At 55.1% G+C, this 12,655-nt stretch carries 11 protein-coding genes; 10 read left to right on the forward strand and 1 reads right to left on the reverse strand.

The window, feature by feature from the left end:
• Positions 1–1,432 (reverse strand): ABC transporter substrate-binding protein (locus AC221Y_RS12550; RefSeq protein WP_486707430.1); only part of this gene is annotated, 1,432 nt, incomplete at its 3' end.
• A 154-nt stretch (positions 1,433–1,586) separates the two neighbouring features.
• Here AC221Y_RS12550 and AC221Y_RS12555 point away from each other — a divergent pair.
• The 10 genes from AC221Y_RS12555 to AC221Y_RS12600 all read left to right on the forward strand — a co-directional run bounded on the left by AC221Y_RS12555 (position 1,587) and on the right by AC221Y_RS12600 (position 12,423).
• Entirely contained in the window at positions 1,587–3,188 is a 1,602-nt protein-coding gene (locus AC221Y_RS12555) for a GMC family oxidoreductase (protein ID WP_486707431.1), read from the forward strand.
• A 25-nt stretch (positions 3,189–3,213) separates the two neighbouring features.
• The gene (gene iolG, locus AC221Y_RS12560; RefSeq protein ID WP_299749516.1) at positions 3,214–4,221 is read left to right on the forward strand and encodes an inositol 2-dehydrogenase; all 1,008 of its coding nucleotides are present in this window, start codon (positions 3,214–3,216) and stop codon (positions 4,219–4,221) included.
• A 9-nt stretch (positions 4,222–4,230) separates the two neighbouring features.
• Positions 4,231–5,355: a Gfo/Idh/MocA family protein gene (locus AC221Y_RS12565; RefSeq protein WP_299749519.1), complete on the forward strand. Its 1,125-nt coding sequence runs from the start codon at positions 4,231–4,233 to the stop codon at positions 5,353–5,355.
• 705 nt (positions 5,356–6,060) lie between these two features.
• On the forward strand, positions 6,061–6,645 hold the full coding sequence (locus tag AC221Y_RS12570) for a RimK family alpha-L-glutamate ligase (protein WP_299749522.1): 585 nt from the start codon (positions 6,061–6,063) through the stop codon (positions 6,643–6,645).
• A gap of 137 nt (positions 6,646–6,782) precedes the next feature.
• The gene (locus AC221Y_RS12575; RefSeq protein ID WP_299749524.1) at positions 6,783–6,959 is read left to right on the forward strand and encodes a hypothetical protein; all 177 of its coding nucleotides are present in this window, start codon (positions 6,783–6,785) and stop codon (positions 6,957–6,959) included.
• A 56-nt stretch (positions 6,960–7,015) separates the two neighbouring features.
• On the forward strand, positions 7,016–7,963 hold the full coding sequence (locus tag AC221Y_RS12580) for a cation diffusion facilitator family transporter (RefSeq protein WP_299749527.1): 948 nt from the start codon (positions 7,016–7,018) through the stop codon (positions 7,961–7,963).
• The gene (locus AC221Y_RS12585) at positions 7,964–8,971 is read left to right on the forward strand and encodes a zinc transporter ZntB (RefSeq protein ID WP_299749530.1); all 1,008 of its coding nucleotides are present in this window, start codon (positions 7,964–7,966) and stop codon (positions 8,969–8,971) included. It abuts the gene before it with no gap.
• 36 nt (positions 8,972–9,007) lie between these two features.
• The gene (locus AC221Y_RS12590; protein ID WP_299749532.1) at positions 9,008–10,429 is read left to right on the forward strand and encodes a mechanosensitive ion channel family protein; all 1,422 of its coding nucleotides are present in this window, start codon (positions 9,008–9,010) and stop codon (positions 10,427–10,429) included.
• 9 nt (positions 10,430–10,438) lie between these two features.
• The gene (locus AC221Y_RS12595; RefSeq protein WP_299749535.1) at positions 10,439–11,470 is read left to right on the forward strand and encodes a trans-3-hydroxy-L-proline dehydratase; all 1,032 of its coding nucleotides are present in this window, start codon (positions 10,439–10,441) and stop codon (positions 11,468–11,470) included.
• A gap of 437 nt (positions 11,471–11,907) precedes the next feature.
• Positions 11,908–12,423, forward strand: a complete 516-nt coding sequence (locus AC221Y_RS12600; protein ID WP_299749538.1) for a DinB family protein — start codon at positions 11,908–11,910, stop codon at positions 12,421–12,423.
• Positions 12,424–12,655: the final 232 nt, after the last annotated feature.

The following is a 12,655-nucleotide window of genomic DNA, read 5'->3' on the forward strand; positions in this document are numbered from 1 at the left end:
AAAGCTTCATCAGTTCGGCCCGTGTCAGATATTCAATCGCTTTCCAAGCCGCCGCGATACGCTCCTTGTCGAGTGAGATCGGCAGCGCCAGGACAAAGCCGCCAACCGGCGACACCTGTTGCAAACCGGATCTCGCGGGGTGGGGCGCGCAGGCGACCCTGCCATAAGCGGCAGAACTTTCGTCTCTTTCAAACTGTGCGGCGCGGATCGACCAGCCATACGTCATCGCCGCCTCACCGCGCGAAAATATTCCGATCCGCCGGTCCCAGTCACATCTTAGGCTTTCGGGATGCGCATAGGGCAATAAATCTAGCAGGAAACGTGCGGTCTCATGGCCGGCGTCTGTATCAATCCGTGGCTGATAGTTCTCGGCGCGAATGGTATCGGTGTCAAAGCCGCCCAGGCTGCCGGTAAGGTCAAGTACCGGCGAGCCGAAATCGGCCAGGGTTTGCATGAAGGTATGCGCCACCGGGGTACCGCGCCCGTAATTCATCACGATGCCGGACTGGCCGCGCCGTGCGCCATGAAGCGCCTTCGCGGCCTGCAAAAGCGCCTCCGTCGTGCTGGGAAACCCCAATCCCACCTCATCCAGAAGGTCCGTCCGGCAGAATAAGAGCTCCACCGTGGGCTGGATGGGGATGCCGCATTGCTGGCCACGGTATCGCGCGGCGCGCCAAATCGTTGAGTGAAAATCGGACCCCCGGAATTCTTCCTTTTGCAAAATATCATTCAGCGGCATGATCGCCTGTGTTTCGGCAAGTTGCCCGATCCATGGGAGATCAACGGCGACAATGTCATATTGCGACTTCGCCCGCTTTTGATTCTCGCATATCTCATCGTACAATTGGTCCAGCGGCAAGTTGATGAATTCAAACTCGGCACCACACAATTCATTGAGCTGCGGCGTAAGTTTATTGAGCGTTTTGAACGTTGGGTCGATGGGGCCAAGAACGCGGATTGTGCGTTCTTTCCCGATCCCGACGCGCATGGCATTAGGATAGGACAGAATGCGCGATGCCATGTAGTGACCGCCAAAATAAAAACCCCCATCGCTCTCCTCGGTCCCACCATTCGTAAAGCCGAAAGTGTTGCCCACCGTTCGTTTGAATTCTGCGGCAAAAACCTCAAACTGGGCGATAAGATCGCGTGTGGGATGCAGCGAAAAAGACTTTCCGCTTTTGGACCGTGGGCGGCGCAGCAAAAGCCCTTCATCGATCAGCTCGCCAATGCGGCGCATGGCGGTGCCGTAGGGCACTCCTGCGGCGCCTGCCAAAGAGCTGATCGTCAGCAATTTGCCCTCTAGATGGCGGCTCATCGCATAGGCAATGATATTCCAGCGCGCATCGACCGAGGCCAGTGCTGTCTGTTCTTCCCCAAGTTTTCGTAAAGACCCAGCAAAGGTCAGAACCCGCAGCAGTTCTTCTCGTGTCATGGCGGTAAGTCCATTTTGGATATTGCGCCACAATAAAGGCCAACCGCCATGCGCATACAGTAAAAATATCCAAAATTGACATAGTGGGAATTCAGCACCTCTCGGGTCTGTGCCACATCTTAAGGGGTGATAAAGATTAGAGTTGAGGCGGAATATGACGCAAACGGACACTGAGTTTGATTATGTCGTGATCGGCGCAGGGTCGGCCGGCTGTGTTGTCGCGCGTCGTCTCGGCGAAGCGGGGTGCAAAGTTCTGCTCCTGGAAGCCGGCGGGCCAGACAAAAGTCCCTTTATCCATGTCCCGCTGGGCTATTCCATGCTCTACAACAATCCCAAGGTTAACTGGTGCTTTAGCAGCGAACCGGAGCCCCATCTGAACAAGCGCCGCCTGTTTCAGCCGCGCGGCAAGGTTATGGGCGGAACCGGGTCAATCAACGGCATGATCTATATGCGCGGCCAGCCCGAGGACTTTGACGGCTGGAAGGCGCAGGGTTGCACCGGCTGGGGTTGGGATGACGTTCTGCCCTATTTCAAGAAAAGCGAAGATCAGGAGCGAGGCGCAAGCGAATTTCACGGAGTAGGGGGGCCGGTTTCCGTGTCTGACCTGCCGTCGCCGCATGCGCTGGGTGAGGCGTTCCATCAGGCCTCCGAAAACCTTGGCATCCCACGTAACGATGATTTCAATGGCGCGGCGCAGCTCGGGACTGGCTATGTCCAGACGACCACCCGCAAAGGGCGACGCTGGAGCACAGCCGCCGGATACCTCCGCGGCCCCGCGATGCAGAATATCACGATTGAAAAATTCGCGCTGGCCGAGCGCCTGATCATGGACGCTAAGCGCGTTACCGGTGTCGCGTGGTCGCGCGAAGGTGTGCAGCACACCGCGCGTGCGCGGTGCGAGGTTATCCTGTGTGGCGGCACCTTCAGTTCGCCGCATCTAATGCTGCGCTCAGGCATTGGGCCAGCCGCGCATCTTCGCGATACAGGTGTTGAGGTGCTCCATGATTTGCCCGGTGTCGGGGAAAACCTGCAGGACCATTTCGGGATCGGGCTGGAGTTTGAATCTACGCTGAAAGCGACAGTGAATGACCTTTATAACAACAAGCTGCGCGGCGGATTGCAATTGCTGCGCTACCTGCTGTTCCGCACCGGCCCGTTCGCCGATAATGGCAATTATTCCAATACCTTCGTTCATAGTTCCAAGGATATCCCGACACCGGACATGATGGTTACCTTCATGGCCTGGTGCACGACCGAAGATCTTAAACCACACCCGTTTTCCGGCTTCACCATTCTGGCCGAACATATGCGGCCACAAAGCCGCGGGCACATTCGGCTGAAAGGCCCTGATGCGCATACAGATCCCGCGATTCAGTTCAACTTTTTTGAGCACGAGGCGGACCATCGCGCCGCGATTGCCGGGCTGCGGTTGGGGCGCCAGATTTCGCAGACACAGCCCATGTCAAACTGTGTCAAGCGCGAGATCTCGCCGGGCCCAGAAGTCGAAAGCGATGCGGAGATGGTCGCTTATTGCCGGCAGAACGGGTTGTCTCTGCTGCATCCGGTAGGCACCTGTGCGATGGGCACGGGCCCTGACGCTGTGGTAGACACAGATCTCAAGGTGCACGGGCTGTCCGGTCTGCGGGTCATCGATGCCTCGATCATGCCGCGCATCGTGACCGCGAACACCAACGCGGCCGCCATCATGATCGGTGAAAAAGGCGCCGCGCATATCTTACGCGATGCAATCGCCTGAAGGATCAGGTCGAGGGAGGGATACGATGCAAACACTGGGAATAGCCTTGCTGGGCAGCGGGCGTATGGCGCATGTCTATGGCCCCAAGATCAACGCCCATCCGGGCCTGCGGCTGTCGGTGGTCTATAATCCGAACCTATTGTCAGCAGAGGCGATTGCCGCGCAATATGGTGGCCAAGCATTGGGCGATTTGGATCAGGCGCTGGCCCATCCAGACGTGGATGTGGTCCTGATCGCGACCCCCGCCAACACGCATCTGGAATATGTCATCGCCGCAGCACAGGCGGGAAAGCCGATCTTTTGCGAAAAGCCGCTGGATCAGTCGCTAGACCGGGCCGAACAATGCCTGGATGTCCTAAAGGCCCATCCGGTGCCCTTCATGTTGGGCTTCAATCGCCGCTTTGATCCTAACATCACAGCCCTGCAACGGGCCGTCCGGGCGGGCGAGCTGGGTCCGCTATCCTTCATGATGAGTACCAGCCGCGAACCCGCCCCTCCACCGATAGCTTACGTCAAAGCGTCAGGCGGGTACTTTGTGGATGCGACTATCCACGACATTGATCTGATGTGCTGGATCGCTGGTGAACGCCCAGTCGAGGTATTCGCCTCTGGCTCCTGCCTGACCGATCCCGCTATTGGCGAGCTGGGTGATTATGATACCACAATGACAACGCTCAAGATGCCATCAGGCTGTCTGGTGCATATCAACAATTCGCGCCGTTGCGCCTATGGCTTTGATCAGAGGATTGAAGCTTTTGGTGAGGCCGGGATGTTGCAGACCAGCAACCAGCGCGACGAGGACCTGATCCGCTGGGGGGCACAGGCCACCAAAGCGCATGCGCCGCTCAAGCACTTCTTTCTGGAACGATACGATGCCTCGTTCAGCCATGCGCTGGATGAGTTTTACAACGCTATTACCGAAGGCCGGGCCCCGTCCTGCACCGTGCGCGACGGGCGAGATGCCCTGGCAATTGCCCTAGCCTGCCAAGAGGCCTGCAAAAGCGGCGCGTTGGTCAAGCTCGATTGGATTTAAGGATACCCCATGACTGAGAAACCAAAACTGCGAGTAGGGCTGGTCGGGGCCGGTTTTATGGGCCGTTGCCATGCGAACGCTTTTAGGTCAGTCAGCGGGTTGTTCGATCTACCACTTGATCCCGTGGCCGAGATGCTAGCCGATGTCACTGACGATGTGGCCGTTCATAATGCCGCCGCACTTGGGTTCAATCGGTCAACCGGTGACTGGCGGAACCTGTGTGCCGATCCGACGATTGATCTGGTAGCCGTGACTGCCCCCAATGCCCTGCACGAACCCATTGTCATGGCGGCGCTTAAGGCGGGCAAACATGTCTATTGCGAAAAGCCCCTATCGACTACCTTGGAAAGTGCGCAGCGCATGACGGCGGCGGCGCAGGCGGCGGGTATCGTGACCATGGTCGGCTTCAACTTCCTGCGCAATCCGATGATCCGCCTTGCGCGCGAATTGGTTGAGGCGGGTGAAATTGGCGAAGTCGTTTCATTTCGAGGACGTCATGCAGAAAACTATATGGCCGATCCGGATGTCCCGCATTCCTTCCGCACCGACCCGGATGGCGGCGGCGCCTTGGCTGATATCGGTAGCCACATAATCTCGATGGCGCGGTATTTGTTGGGACCGATCAGTTATGTGACCGGCCAAAGCCGGACCATCCACAAGACACGCCCGATATCGGCGGGGACGACAGAGCGCGCCCCAGTTCTAGTCGATGACGCGACCTTCGCCCTTATCGAATTTGAAACTGGAGCCGTCGGAACGATCGAGGCGAACTGGGCCGCAAGTGGCCGCACCATGGACCTATCATGGGAAATCACCGGGACCCAAGGCGCGCTGGTGTTCAGTCAGGAACGGATGAACGAGTTGCTGATCTGTAAGGGCCCCGGCGGTGGGCACACGTCCGGTTTTACCAAGATTGAAGCAGGCCCAAGCCATCCGCCTTACGCTAATTTCTGCCCGGCTGCGGGTCATCATCTGGGCTTCAACGACCTGAAGGTAATTGAGGTCGCCCAATTGATCGACGCCATTGCCGGGAAGCAAAACCCCGGCCCAGATTTTCAGGAAGCGCTGGAGGTCCAGAAGATCGTGTCCCGCATCGCACTTGACTGCCAGAGCCCGAAGACCCGAGCCCTATAGAGCTTATCAGTCAAGCTGAACGATACTGGTGCCAGGTCTTACCCGGACTAATCACCCGCGGCTGGCTGTCCTTCTTCCTAGATGGGCGCGCTCTGGGATGCTTACTATATTCATGGCGGCTCCGGTTATCTTACTGACGAGCCGAAGGAGACCATGTTTTCTGGCGAGTTTGGCCGAGCCGAGCTAAACGCCTCTAATCAGGATCGCGTCCTCGTTGATTTCGATAACGTACGCATGCAGCAGCACCTCCACATTTCCGGTCGACAGAGGAAGCCAAACTTACAGCATCACCGCTGGCCGGATCGTCTCGGGCGAGGTTTTGAACGAGCGAAAGGAGCGGTGTTTCGTCATCTTTCGAAGCGAGGTCCTCGCCTTGTCTGGCTCAACCCGTTTTACACTGCCTGTGCCCCAAGCTCAGCTAGGCCCAGCCAGTTTCTCAATTCCCCTATCGATGGACACGGCAATAACGAGAAGCAGACCCTTCGTCGGGATTTGTAGGAAAATCGAACACACTGTTTTGAAGTTTGGCTGGATCAGTCGTAAATAAGGGAACAAAGTCAGCTTGAAGCGGTGAGTCAAACTCAAGTCGTGCGCCATCGCTATCGGTTGGATCTGGCAGGAAAAATGGTTTAAATCCCACTTCAATTAATACTCCGTCTGAATTGTTCGCGCCAAGTCTCGCAGTTTGCGGTTTCAAACTAGTTATTGGGAAATCGAGCAATATCTGGTGTCACAGCATTTGCACATGGCGCCAAACAGGCTGGTGAAGTTGTAAAACTTGCGGGAGCCGTTCCTGTTGTCATCAAGCTCCTCGAAGGAACTCAAGGCATCGGAGTTGTTCTTGCAGACACTGAACGTTCTGCAAAATACGTTATTGAGGCGTTTTGCGGCGCCAATGTGAACATTCTGGCGCAGAAATTCATCAAGGAATCCGGAGGCACAGACATCCGTGCAGTTGTTGTCGGTGGAAAGGTAATTGCGGCAATGAAGAGGACGGGAGCCGAGGGCGAGTTCCGGTCGAATTTGCATAGGCGCGGTTCCGCTCAACTGATCAAAATATCCCTGGAAGAACGCTCCACAGCGGTGCGTGCTGCGAAATCAATGGGATTGAGTGTCTGTGGCGTCGACATGCTTCGTGCAAATCACGGCGCGGTTGTCATGGAAGTCAACTCGTCACCGGGCCTTGAAGGAGTTGAAATCGCAACGGGCCTTGATGTTGCGGGCCAAATCATCGAATTCTTGGAAAAGAATGCCACGGTTGGAAAAACAAAGACAAAAGGCAAGGGCTAGTGCCGAACGGAGGGACTTCGATATAGGCAGGACACACATCTGACCGAGCTCTAGTGAAACTCGCACGCACAATCGGCGTGCAAGTCATTCTAAGGTCGCCCTAGTGAGATGGATCGCTTCGATGCTTGGCGGGAAAGATGGCAACACAGGCTGTGCTCGAAGAAATCCCTGAAAGCCCAGGGCTTCACGAAATGTCGGTTCGCCCCAAAATCGCATTGATAGTGGGGTTATGGTCGACGACAGAGAAAACTATCGGCGGCCTCAACGCGCAATCGATTGTCGAACCGCTCTTTGACAAAGACGAAATCATTTAGCTTGCCCCGGACACTGTGTTTTAAGCGTCCTCTTTTTGAAAAGAATGGAAAAACAAATGTCGGCGCATCAGTCTCGAAAGGTCATTTATGCGGCTCTCGTTGGCAATAGTCTTATCGCCGTTTGTAAGTTCATAGCAGGCGGAATTACGGGCTCGTCCGCAATGCTGTCGGAAGCAATTCACTCAGTTGTGGATTCCGGAAACCAGCTCTTGTTGCTTTATGGTATTCGCAGAGCAAATCGACCGGCCGACAGCAATCACCCTTTTGGCTATGGCATGGAACTCTACTTTTGGACGTTTGTCGTCGCGATCCTGATTTTCGCAGTTGGCGCAGGGCTCTCACTCTACAAGGGTGTCATTCACGTCATGCATCCGGAGCCGATAAATAGCCCCTACGTGAACTACGTCGTTCTCGCGCTAAGCATGATCTTCGAAGCCGTCGCCTGGACGATCGCCTATCGCGAATTCAACAAAATGCGAGGCGACACTCCACTTTTTCAGGCCATCAGGCGATCAAAAGACCCGACCGTGTTCACGGTGCTTTTTGAAGACACCGCAGCCATGATCGGCTTGGTCGTGGCTTTTCTTGGCGTTGCCGGGAGCCACTATCTTGGTTGGCACGTGATGGACGGTATTGCGTCAATCGTTATTGGTTTGGTTTTGGCGTCGGTCGCAATTTTGCTGGCAATTGAAAGCAAAGGCCTGCTGATTGGGGAGGGGGCCGACCGCAGAACGGTCGCTGTTGTGCGCGATATTTTAATCGGAGACACGCGCATCAAGGGGGCAAACGAAGTGCTGACAATGCATCTCGGCCCCAATGAAATCCTACTGAACGCAAGTATCGACTTTCAGGATGGGCTGTCGGCCGAGGACGTCGAAGCTGCCATTTCTGAATTTGAAGCGAAGATCAAACGCGAAGTTCCGTCAATACGGCGGATTTTCATCGAGGCGCAGAGCTGGAGCGGGCATCAGACCGACGCGCAATCCATAAGAGGGAGCGATTGAATGACAGAAGGTACGATGGACCACCCTGACCTGATCGAAGAAGACGGGTTGCTCTTTGCCTGTGTGTTGGACGGAAATGGTGGCGCGTCCTTCCTTGGATGGCAGGATATTAACAAATGGACCGAGGCGGATGGCCCGCTTTGGATTCATCTGGACAATAAGAATCTAAATGCTGGGTCGTGGCTAAGAGAACGCAGCGGCCTGACAATCCCAACCGCTGAAGCTCTTCTTGCCGAAGAAACCAGACCACGCGTTTTTCGCGGCAAACGTGGTCTCGTTGCCATCCTGCGGGGCATCAATCTGAATGCAAACCAAAACGGTGAGGACATGGTCGCGATGAGAATGTGGTCCGAGGGCAAACGGGTTCTCACGCTGCGGCATGAACGGATGCACACGCCTCGCGACATACTGGAAAAGTTAATTGAGTCACACGATGGCCCAAAAACAGCACCAGAACTGTTCGAACGACTGATTAGCCGCGTAAATGATCCTATTTCAGAAACCATACTCGCCCTCGAAGACCAGATTGACGATTTAGAAGCCAAACTGGACGTTGGGAAGGCCCAAGAGCAGCGGCGCCAACTGTCTGCAATCCGCCAAAAAGCGGTCAGATTGCGCCGCTATATTGCACCTCAACGCGAAGCCCTGAGCACTCTTTTAGCTGAACCACCAGATTGGTTAAGCGAGAACTTGCGACCGCATCTGCGGGAAACATCAGATCGACTGATGCGATATATCGAAGAACTTGACGCAATTCGCGAGCGAGCAGTCGTTCTGAAAGATGATATCGCCAACCAGCTTTCAGAGGCGGCCAATCAAACGCTGTATGTCCTGGCTATAATATCCGCGATCTTCTTGCCTCTGGCATTTTTAACAGGACTTCTTGGGATTAATATTGGCGGTATGCCCGGTGTCGAAAACGACTACGCTTTTTGGATTTTCTGTGCGTTGATGGCAATGTGTCTGGTTGCCGAACTCTTCATATTCCGCAAGCTACGATGGCTCTAGCACGGCCGAAGAAGTTGAACACCTAGGAGAACGCGGATGGCGAACCACGAAGAGACTGCTCAGCCGGAAGCTGTTCCAGTGACAACGGAAAAAATGATCGAAGACGTTGCCTCCAGCGTCTCCCCTGTTCTTAAATTTGTTGAAGAAACCGCAAACAGGTTGATTGCGCAGGTTTCGTCTCTGGAGTCGCTCTACCAGCTCCTGGTCGTCGCCGTCGCATTTGGCATCGCTCTTTTGGCGTTCAAGCCTTTGTCGCGCGTCGTCGACAACGCATGGCCCCGCGTCGAGGCAAAAGACTATTACCTACCCCTGGCGCATCAGGTGGTGCGACGCCTCGCGCTCCCGGTCGCATGGGTCCTTGGCCTTTGGATGGGCGTCAACGGCTTGGCGTCTCAAGGCATTGGCAACGACTTCGTCAGGGTCGCTGCAAGCCTCTTGCAGGCCTGGATACTAATCCGCCTGTTTTCGACATTTGTGCGCAACCCGGTCTGGGCCCGCACATTTGCGACTGTCGCATGGGTCATTGCAGCGCTCAGTATTATGCGCCTTCTCGATCCGACAATCGCAGTTCTCGACAGTATGGCCATCGGCCTGGGAGACACTAGGCTTTCGCTCTTCATGGTGCTGAAGGGCGCAGCGTTGCTTGCCTTGCTACTATGGAGTGCCGCGCTGGTATCCAAATTTGTCCAGTCGAGGCTGACGCGATCGACGAGCATGACCGCCTCGGTAAAGACGCTCATCGGCCAGACAGTCAGAATTGGCTCGTACTTCTTCGCAGTCATGTTTGCGATGAACGTTATCGGGGTCGATTTGACTGCCTTTGCAGTCTTTTCCGGCGCTATCGGCATCGGAATCGGCTTTGGTCTTCAGGCTATTTTCAGCAACCTCGTTGCGGGAATAATCATGTTGATCGAGCAGAGCGTGAAGGTTGGAGACTTCGTAGAGCTTGAATCTGGGCTGATGGGAGAGGTGAAAGAGATCAATATTCGCGCGACACTCGTCAGAACGGGCATGAACGTGGATATTCTCGTTCCCAATTCAGAGTTCATCAACAACCGCGTGACAAACTGGACCCTGCGCGATGCATTCGTTCGTACAAGAATTCCCTTTGGCGTTGCATATGGGACGGACAAGGAACTGGTCAAAAAGGCCGCGCTAGAGGCCGCCGGGAACGTGCCTCATATGCTTACCGGTCCAGACGCATCCCCACCGCAGGTCTGGCTTGTCGGATTCGGGGAAAGCAGCCTAGATTTTGAACTCGTTCTAATGCTCAATCCGGATGCCGCAAAACGCCCCGGCGCGGTAAAGGCGGACTACAACTGGGCCCTTGAAACTGCTCTCTCCAAATATGGAATTGAAATTCCGTTTCCCCAACGCGATTTGCACATGCGGTCTGGAAACTTGCCTATCAATCTGACGTCAGACAAAGAAATTGATACACCTGCAAACATTAGATGAGTTCTAAGCATGCGTAGTACCAAAGTTATACATACCGTTTCGTGCCACGCCGAAGGCGAAGTTGGCGATGTAATTGTTGGTGGGGTTGCCCCTCCGCCAGGCGAGACGTTGTGGGAACAACGCAAATGGATCGCCGAGGATGATACCTTGCGGAACTTTATGCTGAACGAACCACGCGGCGGGGTATTTCGGCATGTTAACCTTTTGGTGCCCCCAAAACACCCAGACGCGCAAGCCGCATGGATCATAATGGAGCCAGAGGACACGCCACCGATGTCGGGGTCAAACTCTATCTGCGTGGCCACCGTCTTGCTGGATACAGGGATTATCCCAATGCAAGAACCAGTCACGGAAATGGTGCTTGAAGCTCCCGGAGGTTTGGTGCGGGTGCGTGCACATTGTGCAAATGGCAAAGCCGAACGCATAGAGGTTGAAAATTTACCTTCCTTCGGGGGGCTTATGGATGTGCCCCTGGAAATCGAAGGCATCGGTACAATCACAGTTGATACCGCTTTTGGCGGCGACAGTTTCGTTGTGGTTAATCCGGCATCTCTCGGGTTGGCGCTGGAGGCAGGGGAGGCGCAAAACCTTGCCGAACTCGGTGTGAAAATCACCAATGCCGCGAATGAGCAGCTGGAATTTAGCCATCCGTTACAACCCGATTGGCGGCACCATTCTTTTTGTCTGTTTGCCGGTGCACTGGAGCGCGGCCAAGAGGGACTTCGCGCCAAATCAGTCGTGTCCATTCAGCCTGGAAAGCTGGATCGCTCGCCAACAGGAACAGCCGTGTCAGCGCGAATGGCCTTGCTACACGCAAAGGGAGACATGCTTGTTGGGGACCGCATAACATGCGTCTCGATCCTTGGATCCGAATTTCACGGCGAAATTCTGGCTGAAACAAAGGTTGGGGAAATATCCGCAATCCGGCCGCAGATTAGCGGGCGAGGTTGGGTGACTGGGACGCACCAACACATGTTAGACCCAAGCGATCCGTGGCCCGAAGGGTACCGCATTGCCGACACCTGGCCGAAGTACAAATGAAACCGTTCTGCGGGAACAATTGCTCGCCTTATGGGGCAGGGGAGCTAACGGCAAGGAAAGGTGCGGCGCGGCGGGTCTCCGGGTATGACCCACGCCCTTTCCCGAAGTTGGAAACCACCGGCTGCAAGACAACGCATGGAAGACCGGATAGGGCGAAAGCCCCAGCTTTTGGGTCCGCGACCAACCGTTAAACGCCGAAGGTTTCTTGTCTCTGGGCGAAACCCAGATCTCCGCCGAAAGATGGAGGACGCAAGACCATACCAAGCTCCCCACAGCGATCCTTCAGATCGACTGCCTGGCACTGGAACCCACAGGGCTGAGGGGGATCATCCACCGACCCCAGAAACCATCGTCCCGGTGGAACCCAAGCAGATTGTGCACTAGCATTCCAATTGGACCACCCAGGTCGGGATGATCATGTTTTCGAAGGAACTCTTATGCCTAACAAGGAATACACGCTCACAATGGCCAGATACAATTTCTGGCAAAACGAAAGCCTCCTTGCGGCTGCTGATAACCTTTCCAATTCTGAGCGCGTGAAAGACCGTGGGGCGTTCTTTGGCTCAATTCAGAGAACTTTTTCTCATATTTTATGGGGCGACATGATTTGGATGAGCAGGTTCGCAGGAACGCCTGCCCCAGAGGGCGGAATTCATGATTCTGCCGACATGGTCACGAGCTGGGAACAATTTTGTATTGAAAGAAAAGCTTTTGATAAGCGAATATTGCAGTGGGCGCATGAGGTGACACCTGATTGGTTTGAAGGGGACTTAAGCTGGTTCTCGGGAGTGCTGGGTCGGGATTTGTCTAAGGCCAAAAGCATACTTGTGATTCAACTGTTTAACCACCAAACGCATCATCGTGGACAGGTTCATGCAATGCTGACCTCCGCTGGTGCGCAGCCAGAAGATACCGACGTGCCGTTCATGCCAGAGCGTTTCTTGAAGATGTAGCCTGACCTTCGACTTCGATACGTCATTGGATGGAATTGTGCGTCCGCCAGCGACGGCTCTGTTGGTGATGGACCGGCCGGTCTCAGCGAATGCCTGTGTCTGTGATCGGAGGCGCGAACACGCCGCGGTCTTCGCACAGACTGGTGCGGTGCTCCAAGTTCCCTAGACACCTGCTTTTTTGCTTTGCGTGGCCTCGCGCCTTCTTCAATTGCCGACACTCGCAGCAGCTGTC

It is taken from the genome of Boseongicola sp. (assembly GCF_057460485.1).